The 17,734-nt window shown below is 37.1% G+C and carries 16 protein-coding genes; 6 read left to right on the top strand and 10 right to left on the bottom strand.

Going from position 1 to position 17,734, the window contains the following annotated elements; translation table 11 throughout:
- Window positions 1–192 precede the first annotated feature (192 nt).
- Complete coding sequence (locus D1Z92_RS06205) at window positions 193–1,476, bottom strand: ABC transporter permease (protein ID WP_128894802.1); 1,284 nt, start codon at window positions 1,474–1,476, stop codon at window positions 193–195.
- Window positions 1,473–2,372: an ABC transporter ATP-binding protein gene (locus D1Z92_RS06200; protein ID WP_128894801.1), complete on the bottom strand. Its 900-nt coding sequence runs from the start codon at window positions 2,370–2,372 to the stop codon at window positions 1,473–1,475. The genes D1Z92_RS06205 and D1Z92_RS06200 overlap by 4 nt, the downstream gene beginning before the upstream one ends.
- Before the next feature lie 287 nt (window positions 2,373–2,659).
- On the opposite strand from D1Z92_RS06200, the gene D1Z92_RS06195 reads away from it, so the two are divergent.
- Window positions 2,660–3,064: an acyl-CoA thioesterase gene (locus D1Z92_RS06195; protein WP_128894800.1), complete on the top strand. Its 405-nt coding sequence runs from the start codon at window positions 2,660–2,662 to the stop codon at window positions 3,062–3,064.
- A 219-nt stretch (window positions 3,065–3,283) separates the two neighbouring features.
- Here the strand turns inward: D1Z92_RS06195 and D1Z92_RS06190 are convergent, their stop codons facing one another.
- The gene (locus D1Z92_RS06190) at window positions 3,284–3,616 is read right to left on the bottom strand and encodes a helix-turn-helix domain-containing protein (protein ID WP_128894799.1); all 333 of its coding nucleotides are present in this window, start codon (window positions 3,614–3,616) and stop codon (window positions 3,284–3,286) included.
- Between the two features lie 136 nt (window positions 3,617–3,752).
- On the bottom strand, window positions 3,753–4,325 hold the full coding sequence (locus tag D1Z92_RS06185) for a hypothetical protein (RefSeq protein ID WP_128894798.1): 573 nt from the start codon (window positions 4,323–4,325) through the stop codon (window positions 3,753–3,755).
- Between the two features lie 423 nt (window positions 4,326–4,748).
- Between D1Z92_RS06185 and D1Z92_RS06180 the strand changes: the two genes are divergently transcribed.
- Entirely contained in the window at window positions 4,749–4,934 is a 186-nt protein-coding gene (locus D1Z92_RS06180; RefSeq protein ID WP_128894797.1) for an anti-repressor SinI family protein, read from the top strand.
- Between the two features lie 68 nt (window positions 4,935–5,002).
- Complete coding sequence (locus D1Z92_RS06175; RefSeq protein WP_164931478.1) at window positions 5,003–5,839, top strand: protein-glutamine gamma-glutamyltransferase; 837 nt, start codon at window positions 5,003–5,005, stop codon at window positions 5,837–5,839.
- Between the two features lie 155 nt (window positions 5,840–5,994).
- On the opposite strand, the gene D1Z92_RS06170 is transcribed toward D1Z92_RS06175, so the two are convergent.
- The 5 genes from D1Z92_RS06170 to D1Z92_RS06150 all read right to left on the bottom strand — a co-directional run bounded on the left by D1Z92_RS06170 (window position 5,995) and on the right by D1Z92_RS06150 (window position 13,295).
- Window positions 5,995–7,479 carry a glutamate synthase subunit beta gene (locus D1Z92_RS06170; protein WP_128894795.1) on the bottom strand — a complete coding sequence of 495 codons (1,485 nt, stop codon included), beginning with the start codon at window positions 7,477–7,479 and terminating at the stop codon, window positions 5,995–5,997.
- Between the two features lie 17 nt (window positions 7,480–7,496).
- Window positions 7,497–12,116, bottom strand: coding sequence for a glutamate synthase large subunit (gene gltB / locus D1Z92_RS06165; RefSeq protein WP_128894794.1), 4,620 nt, complete (start codon window positions 12,114–12,116; stop codon window positions 7,497–7,499).
- A gap of 429 nt (window positions 12,117–12,545) precedes the next feature.
- On the bottom strand, window positions 12,546–12,779 hold the full coding sequence (locus D1Z92_RS06160; RefSeq protein WP_128894793.1) for a hypothetical protein: 234 nt from the start codon (window positions 12,777–12,779) through the stop codon (window positions 12,546–12,548).
- A gap of 35 nt (window positions 12,780–12,814) precedes the next feature.
- The gene (locus tag D1Z92_RS06155; protein ID WP_128894792.1) at window positions 12,815–13,066 is read right to left on the bottom strand and encodes a hypothetical protein; all 252 of its coding nucleotides are present in this window, start codon (window positions 13,064–13,066) and stop codon (window positions 12,815–12,817) included.
- Window positions 13,067–13,070: 4 nt separating this feature from the next.
- Window positions 13,071–13,295, bottom strand: a complete 225-nt coding sequence (locus D1Z92_RS06150) for a hypothetical protein (RefSeq protein WP_128894946.1) — start codon at window positions 13,293–13,295, stop codon at window positions 13,071–13,073.
- 233 nt (window positions 13,296–13,528) lie between these two features.
- On the opposite strand from D1Z92_RS06150, the gene D1Z92_RS06145 reads away from it, so the two are divergent.
- Together D1Z92_RS06145 and D1Z92_RS06140 are read left to right on the top strand one after the other, a co-directional pair.
- Window positions 13,529–14,050: an Hsp20/alpha crystallin family protein gene (locus D1Z92_RS06145; RefSeq protein WP_128894791.1), complete on the top strand. Its 522-nt coding sequence runs from the start codon at window positions 13,529–13,531 to the stop codon at window positions 14,048–14,050.
- 16 nt (window positions 14,051–14,066) lie between these two features.
- A complete protein-coding gene (locus tag D1Z92_RS06140) occupies window positions 14,067–14,477 on the top strand; it encodes a hypothetical protein (protein WP_128894790.1) in 411 nt (136 codons plus the stop codon).
- A 149-nt stretch (window positions 14,478–14,626) separates the two neighbouring features.
- Here D1Z92_RS06140 and D1Z92_RS06135 read toward each other — a convergent pair whose 3' ends face one another.
- Window positions 14,627–16,339, bottom strand: a complete 1,713-nt coding sequence (locus tag D1Z92_RS06135) for a methyl-accepting chemotaxis protein (RefSeq protein WP_128894789.1) — start codon at window positions 16,337–16,339, stop codon at window positions 14,627–14,629.
- 307 nt (window positions 16,340–16,646) lie between these two features.
- Between D1Z92_RS06135 and D1Z92_RS06130 the strand changes: the two genes are divergently transcribed.
- Window positions 16,647–17,603: a peptidase G2 autoproteolytic cleavage domain-containing protein gene (locus D1Z92_RS06130; RefSeq protein ID WP_128894788.1), complete on the top strand. Its 957-nt coding sequence runs from the start codon at window positions 16,647–16,649 to the stop codon at window positions 17,601–17,603.
- Window positions 17,604–17,734: the final 131 nt, after the last annotated feature.

The following is a 17,734-nucleotide window of genomic DNA, read 5'->3' as shown; positions in this document are numbered from 1 at the left end:
ATTAATTCAATTAGTTTTTCATCATGAATAACTTTCGCCTCCTCTCCACTATATAGACGACAGTAAATACAAAAACCCTGCAATACATTTACAATTTTTTTAAAAAAATAGTCTTGAATACAACCACTGTGTACTCAAGACTTTTCTCATAGTATTATTTTAATTTATAAGGTCAATATAGATTTATCATTTTCATTTATTGGTTTTCATTGCTTTTCTGAGTTCGTTCATGGAAGGTCGCTTGCCATACATTAACACCCCTGTTTTGTACACTTTAGCAGCTAAAACACCTATCCCAATTGCTGAAGCCAATAATATAACCCATGACAAGAGAATTTCCCAAAACGAGATATCACTCATAATAATGCGTAAAAACATTACAAATGGAGTGAAGAATGGGAAATAAGATGAGAATACAACAAACGAACTCTCCGGTATATTTAGTCCCCAAATGCTAATATAAAATCCTACAATAACAAGCAACATAACAGGTAACGTCACTTGGTTAATTTCTTCCACTCTACTGACCATCGATCCAAGTGCTCCAAATAGTGTGGCATATAAGAAGAATCCAAGGATGTAGTAAACAAAAGCATAAATAACCAAGAATGGATCAATAGCAGACCAAGCGATGTTTAAACCCTCTATGACCTCTGCATTATGTGGAAGTACAACGTTCAATCCGCCCACCGCTGCGATAATGAGTAATTGAAATAAGGAGATCATAAAAATACCAATAATTTTTCCGAACATTTGCTGCACTGGTGAAGTGCTGGTGATTAAAATTTCCATGACACGTGAACTTTTTTCCGCTGTGATTTCTGATGCAATACTGGTACCAGAGAACGTCACACTCATAAAAATAGTAATGACTAATACATATAGTAATACGATTTGTAGTCCCTTATTTTCATTTTCATCCTCCCGTGATACTTGGTCTGCTTCCTCCAAGGATACTTGTTCTAGTACGATAGGAGAACGAACTTCTATTAACTGATCTTCTGTCAAACCTAGCTGTATACCAATAACCTCAGCTTTAATGATTTCTAGCATAGAACGTATCTGCTCTTGTAAAGCTTCACTTTCGTCATTATAGTAATAGGTGAAGGTAGGAAATACATTTTCAGAGCTAGATTGCTGTTTCACTTGTAAAATAGCATCTAACTCTTTTTCTTCCAAGGTACTTCTCATCCAAGACATATCTTCGTTATCAGGTGATAGCAATACCATGTCGACAGCATCAGCTTGTTGGCCATATTGTTGCAACGATGGCGTTACATCGCTATTTTCTTCTGAAATGATTCCAATACTATATGTCGTCGCTTCATTTTCTTCATCCAATAGAGACAATACATAAGGAATATGAATCATAGCACTAAGGATAAGGGAAAAAATAACGGTCATCGTAATCAATGTTTTGGACTTTGCTTTTTGAGCGATCGTAAATCTTATCGTCGCTAATATATTACTCATCATTGTTCACCTCCAACCGTGTTGACAAATATATCATGTAGTGTTGGTTGCATGATTTCAAAATGATGAATATCTGTTTTATCTAATGCATAATGCAATATTTTTTTCGCCGTTTCTTCTCTATCCATTTTAATTTTATATCCATTTTGCAACTGCTCTACTTTTTGCACCCCGTCAATTTGTTCTAACTTTTTGAGTGGCGCAGCAGTCACTAAGCGAACTTGTTCTTTCGGGAACTGTGCCTTTATCTCTTTTATATTTCCTTGTAGTAACGTATTCGATTGATGTAAGATCAACATCTGCTTACAGAGTTCCTCTACATGCTCCATGCGGTGGGTAGAAAATACAATGCATGTGCCTTCATCTCTTAGTTCTTGCACTGTCTTCTTTAATAGTTCAACGTTAACAGGATCTAATCCACTGAAAGCTTCATCTAAAATAAGTAATGCTGGACGATGCAATACAGCAGCAATAAATTGAATTTTTTGCTGATTTCCTTTTGATAACTCTTCCATTTTACGGTCATAATTTTCTGGTACGCCAAAACGCTCAAGCCATGCCTTTAAATCTTTATCGGCCTGCTTTCGTGACATCCCTTTCAACTGAGCTAAATACGTTAACTGCTCACTAACCTTTACTTTCGGATATAGTCCTCGCTCTTCTGGCAAGTATCCCATTTTTTTTAACAATGTATCATCATATACTTTGCCGTTGTATGTAATATCGCCTGCATCATGAGAAATAAGGCCAAGTATCATCCGCATCGTTGTTGTCTTGCCTGCTCCGTTTCCTCCTAGTAGTCCGAATATTTCACCTCGTTCCACTTGGAAATTAATCTGTTGAACAGCTGTTTTGGTTCCATATTGTTTGCTCACTTGCTCTAGATTTAAATAACTCATGTACTGTACTCCTTTCAACAAAATAGAAATCCGTAAACTTTTAGTCAAATATTTCTCAAACTTATATTAGCTATCATATTTTACCACATGGAATATTTCTATTCTATTATTTCACTTTTATCTATACTATTAGCTTTAACGAACCATACGTACAAAATCATAGAAGTACTTCATTCTCAACTTGGTCTCACTAATACAAATTTAACGCTTCGAATAAACTGAAAATTAAGATATAATAATGAAGAATACTATATAAATCATATAAAACAAGGAGGAAAAATAAACAGATGGAGCATCATACATTTGAAATTGATGTACGTTCAACTGAAATAGACACACTTGGACATGTAAACAACGCGAAATATTTGGAGTATATGGAGTGGGCAAGGTTTGATTGGATACAAAAAGCAGGTTTAACCGTAGAGAAGCTAAGAGAAAAACAAATCATGATCGTACTTGTAAACGTCAATATTAATTATCGAAAAGAGATAAGATTTGGGGATAAAGTGAAAGTCGTAACGAAGCCCGTAAAACCGACTCGTGTAGGAGGAAAAAGCGGCACCATGATACAAGAAATATACAATCAGCACGGCGATTTAGCTACGGATGCGGAAATTACAATAGTCTTTATTGATGCGGTAAAAAGAAAGTCAATTGAAATTCCTGAAGAGATTATTCAAGCTGCAAAATAGTAACAGGTGTGTATAAGTTAAATGTCGCTTAAACGAATTTACGTTTATTGCTGTCGATAAATACTTGAAAACCATAGAGTTCATTTGTTCACTCTGACGCATACAGCTTCTGAAGGCCTTTATCTTCATTATTAAGCATGAAGCTGTATGTGCAAACGATGATGCCATTCTTCGTTTTCATCATAAAGGGAAATGCATGAATAAGGAAGGGAAATCATATTATTTAAAATTAGAATTTCTCCATTTATTAAATTCTAAAAACTCTTTGAATTGCTCTTTACTAATACCCGAATTCATCGCTTCTTTTACAATATCAGTCCACTCTTGGTCTAATTCGGTATCTTCTTTCCATTCATTTTTATCATAAAGCAATTCTTCGACGGAGCAATGAAGCACTTTAGACACTTTTTCTAAAAATTGAATGGAAGGATTTTGCTGAATGCCTCTTTCAATAGAGCTCAAATATGATTTTGCCACATTCGCTCTCTCCGCTAATTCTGTCAGCGATAATCGTTGCTGTTTCCTAATTCTTTGCACCCTGTTACCTATCATGAGTTATCTCCCTCAATCAATTTTATTATGTATGTACTGCCATTATAGCAAATAGATAACGAATTTTCGAATAATACAGCAGATCATGACGAATAAATACAACTTAAATGTAACAATGTATTACATTATACTGCTTTTATTTTATGTTTATTCTATTTTTCAACGTCAACATCGAAATTAATCGATGCAGCATAAAACTACTGAAAATAAGGAATGGAATAATAAAAAAAATGATCATTCCCATTATGGTTTGCATAAAGTTCAATAACGATCCTATATATGGAATGGAATAAACGACAATGGCCATCCATTCTGTATTGATGTCATGGTGCATCATCGTTGAACCTTTGCTCACGTCTTTATCATCATGTACAGCGTCTGAATGACTTGGTTGTTTGTGTATCATCGTGAGGTTTTCTGTACTATTACTCTCGTCTAGGAAGTCCATATCTTGAATAAATTTAATCTGGTTCGATTCATTTTTTGTAGCAATTGTATTATTGTTATTTTCTATCGTCACTTCATTGATTTGTTTCATAATAATCAAGCTACCTTTTTCATAAATGTCGTATTTACCCTCAACAGAATATAAAGAAAGGTCAAAAATGACAATTTTCTCATAGTTAATAAGTAATAAACTTATAGCTAATAACAATCCGCATGATAAAATGATGATGTTATGCAACCCTCGATGCATGTAGCCATTCATAGGATCATCTCCTTCAAAACTGGCGTTCGTTATACAGAATATATAATTGAGTATAAAGCAATCATTCATAATTTTAAAGTTATTTAAAAACTTTTTTACTATATTTTTACTATATATAAAATGTAAATTACAGTATTACAACAGATAACATCTATTGGTGTCGTATTTTGTAAAGTTAATGTTTTTTCTATATTTTATTATTTTTTATTAATTTATAGTTAAAATTAGTTAATTTAAAATGAATTCTTTTTATTTTATAAGATTTTAACAAAAAACTCTGTTTTCTACATAATGTTTTCTTGTTACCCTACAAAAAGTGACAGTGTTTTCTATTACGTATATAGTACAATAAAACTAATCTTTTTTTGGACTTGATTAAATTATATTGTTCTTTATACAGAATTTTTTGGTTAGGAGGAAGCCATGAGAAATAATAATAAGACAAAAGAACCCCCATTTGATCTTGATCCTGAATGGATAGCTCTCATACATGAGGCAAAGCAACATGGACTCACACCAAATGAAATTCGCAAGTTTTTACAGTCTACAATTGAAATTCATGCTGACTCCCATTCAAGTAACAAGCGTATCCATCAACCCAAAGTTTAACCTATGATTAAAGTATTTGCTTCGTATTCTCACTTTGCCACCACAACGATAAAGAGAGGATGATTGGCTTGATTCAGCTTAACGGCGGTTTCAATATGCTGTCATATGATACTTTCTCCTCACAGTACAACCTTGATCCTATAGAGCAACAAATTTTACGGAAGATGATTATGAGTCCTAATGTTTATTATTTTTCTTCTAGACAACAACTATATTTTGAACTTCGCTTTCGTCATGAAACCATTAAAGCTTCCTATGCATTAAATGAGAGTGGCGTCTCCTTCGCTGTATTTTCACAATCTAGATGTAATAGCCAGTACTGGTACAGAACAAATAATGGAGGGTTTCAGTTAAAGCGTGGTGTGCCTTCTAGTATCGCTGTACATGATATATACACAAATGGACACTTATATGCATTTGAATGTGCTACAGCTATTATTATTTTATTGTACAAAGCTACGCTGAATATGATAGGAGAGCTACAATTTAATCGACTATTTGCTAATCTCTACATTCGCGATTGGCAGCATGATCGAGATTTAAGGTTATTGACAAGAAGTTTTCCAGATTATTTCCCTGGTGATGTTCGGTATTTTAAAAATCCAGATGTTGATCCATACCAACCGCAGTGGCAAGGTGAAAATGCAGTGGATCTAGGAAATGGGTTATATTATGGACACGGGATTGGGGTAAGAACGGGGGACGAGATGATTTTTTACTTAAATCAACATCGTATACCGTTTGCAGAACGTTCCGCCTATCTACTAGATCAAGCTACACGTCCTGGATACAAGTACTTATCACGCTATTCTCAATATCGCAGAGCTGCGGCAGCATTTGTTCCCCCTATGCTAGATGATCAAATGGTGATTGGCACAGTAGGTCAACTACGATTTGTAGGCTAAGACTATATATGCATATTGCAAGTAAAAAAAGCTGTCGATCTAAAAGTGAAACCTTGTGTAAAGGACATTTTATGATCGACAGCTCTATTCGTTGTTCTCTGTGAAATTGTATTGTTCAAGTTTTATCGTTCTAGTTCTATTGTTGAGATTGTATGTTATGGTAGCTCGGAAGTTCCCATCAAATATTTATCTACTTCACGTGCAGCTTCTCTTCCTTCATTGATAGCCCAAACGACAAGACTTTGACCGCGTCTAACATCGCCTGCTGCAAATACACCCTCTACATTCGTTTTGTATTTGCCATATTCAGCTTTTGCACACGACCAACGATCTCGCTCTACGCCAAGGTTATCTATCAAATCTCCTTCTGGTCCACTAAAGCCCATGGCAACAAACACTAATTGTGCTGGCCATACTTTTTGCGTACCAGGAATAATTTCGTTATGGCGAGTTCCATCTTTATGCTTCGTACGAATGACTTCTACGGTGTGAAGCTCTTTCACATTCCCTTGATCATCTTTCACAATTTTTTCGGTTAAAATTTTGTACGCTCTTGGATCTTGACCGTATAATGCCTTCGCTTCTTTTTGTCCGTAGTCTAGTCGATACACATTCGGATACTCCGGCCAAGGGTTGCTTGCTAGTCTTTCCACAGCCGTTTCAGGATAAATAACAAACTGTGTCACACTTTTACATTTTTGACGAAGTGCAGTAGCAATACAATCCGTCCCTGTATCGCCACCACCAATGACAATGACATCTTTATTTTCAGCTGAAATAAAGTTACCATCCGCAAAGTTAGAATCTAAATAGCTTTTTTGACTTAATGTTAAATATTCCATCGCGAGATGCACTCCGTTTGCATCTTCACCTTCCACATTTAACTTCCGTCCCTTTTGTGCACCACCACAAAGTACAATTGCATCATAATCTTCTTTCAATTGTTCCTCGGTAATGTCCACTCCCACTTCCGTACTCGTAACAAAAGTAATGCCTTCTTCTTGTAAAATTTGAACTCTACGTTCCACTACAGATTTATCTAGTTTCATTGCTGGAATACCGTACGTCAGTAACCCACCGATACGATCGGCTTTCTCGTATACGGTAACGAGGTGCCCAGCCGTATTTAGCTGTTGCGCACATGATAATCCAGCAGGACCTGAACCAACGATAGCGATACGTTTGCCTGTACGTTGCTTTGGAGGTTGTGCTACAATCCAACCTTCTTCGAATCCTCTATCTACAATCGCTTGCTCGATGTTTTTAATCGTAACTGGATCGCCGTTTAAACCTACAGTACATGATCCTTCACAAGGAGCAGGACAAACCCTTCCAGTAAATTCAGGGAAGTTATTTGTTTTGTGCAGTCGATCTAATGCTTCACGCCATTTGCCTAAATAAACAAGATGATTCCACTCTGGAATTAAATTATGAATCGGACACCCAGCTGTGGTTTGATTAAGCGTACTTCCCGTATGACAGTATGGGACACCACAGTCCATACAGCGTGCACCTTGTTGTTTGAGCTGTTCTTCCGAAAACTGTTGTTGAAATTCATCCCAGTCCTTTATTCTCTCTAACGGATCACGATCGGTAGGAAGCTCTCTTGTATATTCTAAAAAACCGGTTGTTGTTGCCATTTCTCTTCCTCCTCTCTTTATTTAGCACCTACAGGGGTGGCTTGCTTCGTTTGACTACTTTCTACTTCCTTCATATTTTCCACAAAAGCAGCCATTGCCGCTTCTTTATCATTCATCCCGTTTTTCTTTCCTCTTTCAATCGAATTAAACATCCGCTTGAAGTCTCGTGGAATGACTTTGACAAATTTATATTGATTCACTTCCCAATCATGTAAAATTCGGTGTGCAACGTCGCTGCCTGTGAATTTTACTTGGTTACGTATCATTTGCTTCACTTCATTAATCTCGTAATCTTCTTCCAGCGTTTCTAGTAGTACCATCTCCGTATTTACTTTGTCTTTAAACGTGTTGTCTTCGTCATAGACATAAGCAATACCACCTGACATCCCTGCTGCAAAGTTACGACCTGTAGAACCGAGTATAACGACTCTTCCACCCGTCATATATTCACATGCATGATCTCCTACTCCTTCGACGACTGCACGCACTCCACTATTACGAACACAGAATCTTTCCCCAGCGATTCCACGTATATACGCTTCTCCAGCGGTTGCACCATAGAAAGAAACATTACCAACAATAATATTTTCTTCAGCAACAAATGGGGACTTCTCAGATGGGAATACAATCACTTTTCCACCAGAAAGTCCTTTTCCAACATAGTCATTGGCGTCGCCTTCTAAGGACAATGTCATGCCTTTTGGCACAAATGCCCCGAAGCTTAGTCCCGCTGAACCTTGGAAGTGTATACGAATCGTGTCGTGTGGCAGCCCTTCTAAGCCATAACGTTTCGTAATTTCACTACCTACGATGGTTCCTGCTACCCGATTTTGATTGGTGATCGGTAAAATAGCATGCACATTTTCTTTATGATCTAATGCAGGAGCACATAAATCTAGCAACTGCTTTCTATCGATGGATTGATCTAATTTATGGTCTTGTTCTATTTGTTTGTAGGTTCCTGTCCCTTGCGGTACATCTGGACGATAAAACATTGGCGAAAGATCGATATTGTTGCATTTTACATCTTCATCCAGCTTTCTTTGTTCCAATACATCCGTTCTACCTACCATTTCATTTATCGTGCGGAAGCCTAACTCTGCCATCAATTCTCTCGTATGCTGGGCAATGAATTTCAAGTAATTTACGACATAGTCTGGATCACCTGCAAATTTATCACGTAAAGTTGGATTTTGTGTTGCAATTCCAACAGGACAAGTATCCTTCTGACATACACGCATCATCACACAACCTAGTGCAATGAGTGGCGCAGTAGAAAATCCGTATTCTTCTGCTCCTAGTAAAGCTGCAATGATAACATCTCTACCCGTAAGCATCTTCCCGTCTGTTTCTAACACGACACGATCCCTGAGCTGGTTCAACATTAACGTTTGGTGTGTTTCCGCTAATCCAAGCTCCCAAGGTAATCCGGTATGATACAAACTCGTTCTAGGTGAAGCACCTGTTCCACCATCAAAACCACTGATCATAATGATGTCTGCTTTCCCTTTCGCAACACCAGCTGCGATCGTACCAACGCCGACTTCTGAAACGAGCTTCACACAAATTTTTGCACGTGGATTTGCATTTTTCAAATCATGAATGAGCTCTGCCAAGTCTTCAATAGAGTAAATATCATGATGTGGAGGCGGTGAGATTAATCCTACGCCTGGAGTCGACCCCCTTACTTCCGCAACCCATGGATATACCTTTTTAGCTGGCAATTGTCCACCTTCACCAGGTTTTGCTCCTTGTGCAATTTTAATTTGAATTTCATCCGCATTCATTAAATAGTGACTAGAAACACCGAAGCGACCGGATGCAACTTGCTTAATGGCACTGCGTCGAAGATCTCCATTCTCATCTGCAACGAAACGAGCTGGATCTTCTCCTCCTTCACCCGTGTTGCTCTTGCCACCAATGCGATTCATTGCAATGGCTAAGCTTTCGTGCGCTTCTTTACTAAGTGAACCGAACGACATCGCGCCCGTTTTGAATCGTTTGCAAATTTCTTCCACCGATTCTACTTCTTCAATCGGAATTGGGGAACGAGCTGAATCTGTTTTAAATTGCATTAAACTACGCAGTGTAATGTGCTGCTTTCTTTGATCATCTATGAGCGATGCAAAGCGTTTATATTCTTCGTAATCGTTTGTTTTTGTGGAGTTTTGAAGTGCATGTACGGTTTCCGGTGAAAATAAATGCTTTTCTCCGTCTATTCTCCACTGGTGTTCGCCACCACTTTCTAGTCCGTAAGTTTCTAACTGCTGATATGCACTTACATGCTTATCCAGTTGTTCTTTAGCAATAGTATCAAAATCAATGCCTCCAATACGAGATGCCGTTCCCGTAAAATATGCATCAATAACTTGCTTTGAAATACCAATCGCTTCAAAAATTTGCGCACCTTGATAACTTTGTATTGTAGAAATACCCATTTTGGATAATATTTTAATAATGCCTTTCACCGTAGCCTTCACGTAGTGCTCGGTTATCATCTCGTCTGAAGCATTCAGTTGAATGATGCCATCCCGCTTCATCTGCTTTAATGTTTCAAAAGCGACATAAGGGTTAATCGAATCCGCACCGAAACCTAACAACACAGCAAAATGATGTACTTCTCTAGGCTCTCCTGATTCTATGATCAAGCTAACTTGCATTCTATTCCCTTTGCGAATCAAATGATGATGCAATCCAGATGCAGCTAGCAACGTTGGAATAGAAGCACGCTCACGTGACAACCCACGATCGGAAAGAATAAGCAATGATTTCCCGTTGTTCACTGCTTCGTCTGCCTTTTCGAACAAGGTGTCTAGCGCTTGTTTCATACCAGTACTGCCTGTTTCTGCATCAAATAATAAGGATAACGTTTCTGTTTGAAAAGCTGCTTCATCCAGATCACGAATACTTTGTAACTGTTCATTACTTAATACTGGTGATTGAAGTTTAATTTTCTTGGCACTTGCTGCAGTTGGCTGCAATAAGTTGCCCTCTGCTCCTAACAACACCATAGAAGAAGTCACAATTTCTTCTCGAATCGCATCAATAGGAGGATTCGTTACTTGCGCAAATAACTGCTTGAAATAACTGTAGAGCATTTGCGGCTTTTTAGATAATACAGCTAGTGGAATATCTACACCCATGGATGCGGTTGGTTCAATTCCCTCTTCAGCCATCGGTTTTAATATTTTCATCACATGTTCTGTCGTATAGCCAAACGCTTTTTGCAACGATACTAATTGTGTTTCTTCTATTGATGGTACGGAAGTTTTACATGGCAACGCTTCGATAGCAATCTGATGTTGCTGCAACCATTCTCCATACGGATGCGCTGAAGCAATCTCGCTCTTCAACTCTTCATCACTAATCATACGTCCTTGTTCCGTATCTACTAATAACATCTTGCCTGGACGCAAACGTTCCTTCATGACGATATCTTCTTCCGGTATGTGCAATACACCGACCTCGGAAGAAAGCACGATCAAATCATCTTTGGTAACATAGTATCTCGCAGGTCTTAATCCATTACGATCTAAACAAGCCCCAATAACAGAACCGTCAGAAAAACATACCGCAGCAGGTCCATCCCATGGTTCCATTAGCGCACTATGATAAGCATAGAAGTCCCTTTTTTCCTTATCCATGTGCTCATTTTTTTGCCAAGGCTCTGGTATCATCATCATCGCAGCATGCGGTAATGAACGCCCAGATAAATGTAGAAATTCTAGCGTATTATCAAACATTTGTGCATCACTACCTGTTTCATCAAGCAGTGGAAAACATTTGTTCAAATCTTCACCAAATATATCGGATTGGCACATAGACTCTCGTGCTTTCATCCAGTTTACATTGCCTCTTAATGTATTAATTTCTCCGTTATGAATAAAGTATCGATATGGATGTGCTCGTTCCCAACTTGGAAACGTGTTAGTGCTAAATCTGGAATGGACTAAAGCTATCGCTGTTTCAAATTGCGGATTTTTTAAATCAGCATAAAATAAATCTACTTGGTCTGGGGTTAACATCCCTTTATATACGATCGTTTTACTAGAAAGACTAACGACATAAAACTGTGGGATGTTCAATTGCTGAATACGATGTTCGATTCTCTTACGAATCACATATAATTTCCGTTCAAAGTCGATGCCGCTTGGTATATCATGACTTCTTTCAATAAATAACTGACGTACATAAGGTTGACTGTTTCTCGCAGATTGACCTAACATCTCATGGTTACTTGTAGGCACTTCTCTCCACGCTAAAACAGATTGACCTTCGTCCGTAACAATTTCTTCAACAATAGATTCACATTGCTGTTGAAATGATACATCTTGCGGCATAAATATCATTCCTATACCATAGTCTCCTTTTTTAGGAAGTTTGACATGGTCGTTGAATAACTGTTGTTGAAAAAATTGATGAGGTATTTGCATCAAAATCCCTGCACCGTCTCCAGTGTTACTCTCTGCACCCTGACCACCTCGATGGTCTAAGTTACGCAGGACGACTAATGCTTGCTCGACAATATGATGCGAGGGATGACCCTTAATATTGGCAACAAATCCAATACCACAAGCGTCATGCTCGAATTGAGGATCATATAGCCCTTGTTTGTGCGGAAGTCCAAATTGTCTCATTGTATATTCACCTTTCATAGCATAATTTATTTTATCAGAATATTTACCTCCTACGAAGCTGAATCTGGTATTATTAGCACATTCTAACTTCAATTAAAATCAAAGCAAATGTATTAATAAGAAGATATTTTGCACTAATATACAATATGAATGCAACTATTGTTCACATTATATGTTATATAGTTCTTATCTGTAAAGCGAATTTTCTATGAAAAGTTTTCCGAATACATATTCATTTTATTTGCATTAAAATACAAAACGATACTGCGCCAGCTATGAAAGCGCATACAATTTGTAATCAATTGTATATTTAATTGTTAATGCTTAAATCATATAAAAATTGGAGTAATGACAGCACCCTGTCATTTGCGACAGGGTGCTGTTGTTTCATTGCCTATTCTTTTATATGCTTACTCCATACTTTGTTGTTTAAATCACACTTGCCTTTGCGGAAGTAGAATCAATGACATCTGGATCAAAGACGGTGCTAATTGGAACAATGGATACGCTGAAATCTCCTGCATCTTCACCATATCCTTGATTTATTTTTGTCGATAAAAAGAAGTCAATTTGCGTTACACCACCAAAACTAATCGTGGACGCACGATCGATTAGGTTCACTTTAAACCCTACCAAATTGACCAATGTCGGTGCAAAGTTCATTCAATCATCCCTTTCTGTAAATTTAACTACATGGGTCAAATGACACTAACTTTTGAACTCGGTGAATCAATGACATCTGGATCATACACTGTACTGATTGGGAAGATTTGAACGTTGAAATCACCAGCACTTTCTCCATAACCTTGGTTAATTTTTGTCGAGAGGAAGAAGTCGATGTCCACCACTCCACCAAAACTAATCTTCGATGCACGGTCGATAAGGTTGACCTTAAAACCAACTAAATTTACCACTGTAGGCGCAAAATTTACAGGGGGTATACAAACCATTTAATCAATCCTTCCTCATCAAATGTTTCGGGCAGCTAGATTCAAACGTAGCTGGCGAATCGATTAAATCTCTATCGTCAACAAAACTTTTCGGTGCCAAAAAATTTGTGTGATCTGCTTGATTTGAGCCAAACCCTTGATTTCGTTTATCTGAATTATTCCAATCTGCTAATAAATTTTGACCAACATTTAACGCGGATGCATTCTCTATTGCATTCACTTTAATCATAAAAATGTTGATATTGATACATGGTGTGGTCACACACTACACCCCTTTACTTTTTTGTGTACAATATTTTTTAACTTTTTTATGTTTATAAATTCAACTTATTTAGCATGAAAATTAGAAAAATGAAATATGGATAGTAAAGAGACGAATATATTATTTTCCCTCCTCTTTATTAACCAATATATATGCGAAATTAGGGCAATTATGTGCGCTCGCTACAAGGAGGTCAATAAATGGATCCAGATAAATTAAAGCAGTGGCTAGAGATGGCACAGAAATTTCAAGGCGGCAACTTTTGGCAGTCTATGTTCAATACAGATTATGTGAAACAGTTTATGAATGATCCGATGTTCCAACCTGATGGGACTGGAACAGAGAAAAGCAATATGCAGCAATTTTGGGATCAATCTGGACCCGTTCAAACTTCCGCACGCACATCAAGTGAATACCCTCTTGTGGATATTTATATGACACCAGCGAATATGATTGTATTAGCTGAGCTACCAGGTATAAGCAAAAATAACCTTCAACTCACCTTAGCAGGAGATCAACTTACGATTAAAGGCTTTATAGAATCGCACTACGATAATACGACCAAAATACAATCAGAACGATATCATGGTGATTTTGAACGAACGATTCGTTTACCTGAGGCAGCGGATACCAATAAAATGAATGCAAAGTATGGCAATGGAGTATTAGTCATTAAATTGCCGCGCATGGAAAATGAAGAACAGAACATTACTATTGATTAAAAATGTGGAGATGCTTATGTTTAAAAAATGGATAAGCTCTAATTATAGAAAAGTCAATGCATTACAGGAGCAGCTAACGAAAATAGAGGGACAACTGAATAGTTTAGTATACAAAATGGAACAAGGCGTCATCCAACCTCCTGTTAAGGTGGAAAACATTCATGTCGATCATATTTCATTAGATAAATTAGAATTTAACAACAACTTCAAGCAACTTGAAGTCAATGAACTGACAGGAAAACTAAACATTGGGGCAAATTATAGCGATTTAAAAACAACTTCCGAAAATGACTGTCATGATGATCATAAAAGTAATCAAAAAGACGAATTACAAGTAACCAAAGAAAACACGCAAAAAACCAAAGGGAACCACACATCTCAACCAGAGGTGAACATTAGAGCTAAGAAAAAAAAGTACAAGCAATGACATGAAATCATACATCAATGAATGAAAATGAGCTATGCAACTTTAGAAAATAGGCTATACAACTATACAAAAACGGCATCGTCAACAGATCATATCTACTGACGATGCCCACATATGCCTTGTCTTTTTACAATAACATACTTTATTTCTTATTTTATTTTAAAACGATCAACTTGTTTAAATAAAGATTCTGCCAGTTTAGACAGCTGGTGAATTTGTTCCTCCATACTTTTCATTAATTCTTTTTGTTTTGTTGTGTTATTCACGCCTTGTACCGCATGCTCTGCATTGTTAGCAGAAGCGGTTGCAATTTCATTCATGGAAGCAGAGACTTCCTCAAATCCTGCCGAAATTTGTTGTGAGGTCGCAGAAATATCATGCACTTGATTCGCTACTTCTGTCATCGAATCTAATATGTTACGGAATTTTTGATCCCCTGATTTTACAATGGATATACCATCCATAAGACGCGCTTGTAAATCCTTAATAGAAGAATTAGTACTTTTCATTTCAGATAGGATCGTGGTCACCATATTGCCAATCTGCTCTGTGGAACTCGTTGTTTGCACGGCTAAATTCTTCACCTCATCTGCCACTACAGCAAACCCCTTCCCAGCATCGCCTGCTCTTGCAGCTTCTATCGCGGCATTTAAAGACAATAGATTTGTTTGTTCAGCAATTTCTCTAATCAAGGTTGTGGCATCAGAAATTCGCTCCGTATATTTCTCTAAGTTTTTCATTCTTTCGTCCGTAACATGAAAAGATTCATAAATCTCATTCATTTGTTGAACAGACTTTTGACCGAACTTCACACCTTCTTTTGCTAAATCCGTCGTTTCTATCGCAAAGTCATTAACGGAAGAAGCATTTTGAGCAATACGTTGCAACCCAACATTGGATTCTTCCATGGAGACAGCAATCTCCTGTGTAATATTTTTTTGTTGCTTAGACAACTCTGCCACTTCGCTCACCACGGTTGTCATATTATCTGTATATTGACTTGTTTCTTTCACTCCTTGATTCATTTCAATCGATGAACTTGCTACATCTTCTGATGTATTGCGGATGTTTAAAATGATCATGCGGAGTGAATCTGTAAATGTATTAAATGAACCTGCAAGTACACCTAATTCATCTCTATTGCTTACAGTAACTTGTTGTGTTAAATCCCCTGCACCTTTAGATATTTGCCCTAATTGTGTATTAATTTGTTTTAACGGTTTCATAATGGAACGAATCATAAAATAGGAAATAATAGCACCGAAAAGTAACAGTGCAGCATACATCATAATAGTTAAATTATCATTATCTTTTACACGTTGAATTTGCAAATCTTCCCTGTTCTGCACTTCTCGATCCATGGAATCTACTAATGCACGAACGGTTGAATCCAACTGCACATCTCTTATGTATTCCTCTTCATAAAAATGAAGATAAACGGCTTCGTCAATGTCGCCTTGCTGTACTAACCCAATTACAATCTGACTTTGCTCCCACAGTGCATTATAATTTTTTTCCATGTTCGGAAGTGTTTTTTCTGAAAAAGCATGACCAACTGTCAGTGATTTTAACTTTTCAATATGCGCTAATATATCGTCATGTTCTTGCTGAATGTCCGTCAAATTGCTTTCATCTTGTTTTAATAAATATTCTCGCTCGGAATTAGAGAAAGCATTAAGATCAGATTGAAGCTCTCTCATTATTTTTTGGGCTTCCATCATCACCATGAGCTCTTGATAAGAATCGGCCAGGTTATGCTGTCGAATAGAAGAAACATAGCTTGCAGTTGAAGTAAAGACAAAAATAAATACTAGTAACAGAATAAGTTTCATTTTAATGCTAAGTTTTAATAAATACTTCATACATGACCCCCTAAATTACAGCGTGATATAGTAACAAAAATATTTCAGTCTACACAACCACTAGCAATGAAAAGGTAAATACCCTTTTTATTTACATGTGCTTCTTCCAAGTTTTTCTGCTCTATATGTATTTTAACATTTTTTTCTCTGAATTTAATAGATTTGTTGAAATATCATGAATTTTATGTTTTATAAATGTACATTGTCGGATTTTTGAATAAAAAAATCAAGAGAATATTTTGAAGAAAATTGAACGTACAATGCTTTTAAAGCATAAGAATATAGGAGCTGCAAAGGAGGATGAAATGTGGACAATACAAATGATCCAAAACATATAGAAAACGAGAAAAAAAGCGGTAATAACAAAGCGACAGGCTCCAATTCACATGCTGAAGGTTTTCTAACTACTGCTTCTGGGGTGAACGCGCATAGTGAAGGTATGATGACCTATGCTACAGGTGAAAATTCACATGCTGAAGGATCTCATACTTTTGCAAATGGAATAAACTCTCATGCTGAAGGGGAAGGAACGTCGACTAACTATAAAAGAAATGCTCATATCATGGGACGATATGGAAGTGCGACAGCTTCAAATTCCTGGTTTCTAGCTAATGGAACAAGCTTTACGAAACAAAATATTTCCGCTATGGTCAATGGAAATCATGGTGATGTACTCATTGATGGCACTTTTTTTTCATCTGCATCTAGCTACGGTGAGATGTTTGAAACCATCGATGCTCAAAAAATCGAAGCCGGTTATTTTGTCACGTTGTCAGGGAAAAAAGTACGTAAAGCTACGAAAAAAGACAATTATATATTAGGCGTAACATGTTTGCACTGCACCATAAGTGGTAACAGCAGCCCTCTTCATTGGAATCATAAATTTGAAAAAGATGAGTGGGAAAGAAATAAATACAACAACATTAACATTGATGCTCAAAAAAATGAAAAAGGCCAAATCATTTATCCTGAGCAAGAAGAACAAATCCCCATATTCAATTATCAATGGGATCAAAAACAAGTTTATTTTCCCCGTCAGGATAGAGACGAATGGGTTCATGTTTCTCTCGTTGGGCAAGTCATTGTCTTAGATGATGGCAAATGCAAAGTGGACGGCTATTGTATACCCAATAAAGAAGGTGTCGCTACAAAATCAAAGTACGGCTACCGCGTAGTAGAAAGAGTAAGTGATAATAAGATAAGAGTAGTATTAAGCGGACAACAAACGAGGAAAAGATCTTTTTGGTCTCGTTTATTTTATTAAAATACCACACAGTTGAACGACCCACCACTTATCACCCTTTCGGGTTGCTTGAAGTGGTGGATTCCTAAGAACATCAGCGTAACCGCCAATTGTTTATTAGGCTATCCCCGTAGTCCCTACGGTTAAGAGAC

This window comes from Longirhabdus pacifica (genome assembly GCF_004115085.1).
GTDB classification, from domain to species: Bacteria; Bacillota; Bacilli; order Paenibacillales; family DSM-105158; genus Longirhabdus; species Longirhabdus pacifica.
This window is presented reverse-complemented; position numbering and strand designations above follow the sequence as displayed.

Excerpts from the sequence above, each read along its gene's own strand:
- D1Z92_RS06205 (WP_128894802.1), bottom strand. The coding sequence starts at position 1,476 with ATGATGAGTAATATATTAGCGACGATAAGATTTACGATCGCTCAAAAA.
- D1Z92_RS06200 (WP_128894801.1), bottom strand. The coding sequence starts at position 2,372 with ATGAGTTATTTAAATCTAGAGCAAGTGAGCAAACAATATGGAACCAAA.
- D1Z92_RS06195 (WP_128894800.1), top strand. The coding sequence starts at position 2,660 with ATGGAGCATCATACATTTGAAATTGATGTACGTTCAACTGAAATAGAC.
- D1Z92_RS06190 (WP_128894799.1), bottom strand. The coding sequence starts at position 3,616 with ATGATAGGTAACAGGGTGCAAAGAATTAGGAAACAGCAACGATTATCG.
- D1Z92_RS06185 (WP_128894798.1), bottom strand. The coding sequence starts at position 4,325 with ATGAATGGCTACATGCATCGAGGGTTGCATAACATCATCATTTTATCA.
- D1Z92_RS06180 (WP_128894797.1), top strand. The coding sequence starts at position 4,749 with ATGAGAAATAATAATAAGACAAAAGAACCCCCATTTGATCTTGATCCT.
- D1Z92_RS06170 (WP_128894795.1), bottom strand. The coding sequence starts at position 7,479 with ATGGCAACAACAACCGGTTTTTTAGAATATACAAGAGAGCTTCCTACC.
- gltB (WP_128894794.1), bottom strand. The coding sequence starts at position 12,116 with ATGAGACAATTTGGACTTCCGCACAAACAAGGGCTATATGATCCTCAA.
- D1Z92_RS06160 (WP_128894793.1), bottom strand. The coding sequence starts at position 12,779 with ATGAACTTTGCACCGACATTGGTCAATTTGGTAGGGTTTAAAGTGAAC.
- D1Z92_RS06155 (WP_128894792.1), bottom strand. The coding sequence starts at position 13,066 with ATGGTTTGTATACCCCCTGTAAATTTTGCGCCTACAGTGGTAAATTTA.
- D1Z92_RS06150 (WP_128894946.1), bottom strand. The coding sequence starts at position 13,295 with ATGATTAAAGTGAATGCAATAGAGAATGCATCCGCGTTAAATGTTGGT.
- D1Z92_RS06145 (WP_128894791.1), top strand. The coding sequence starts at position 13,529 with ATGGATCCAGATAAATTAAAGCAGTGGCTAGAGATGGCACAGAAATTT.
- D1Z92_RS06140 (WP_128894790.1), top strand. The coding sequence starts at position 14,067 with ATGTTTAAAAAATGGATAAGCTCTAATTATAGAAAAGTCAATGCATTA.
- D1Z92_RS06135 (WP_128894789.1), bottom strand. The coding sequence starts at position 16,339 with ATGAAGTATTTATTAAAACTTAGCATTAAAATGAAACTTATTCTGTTA.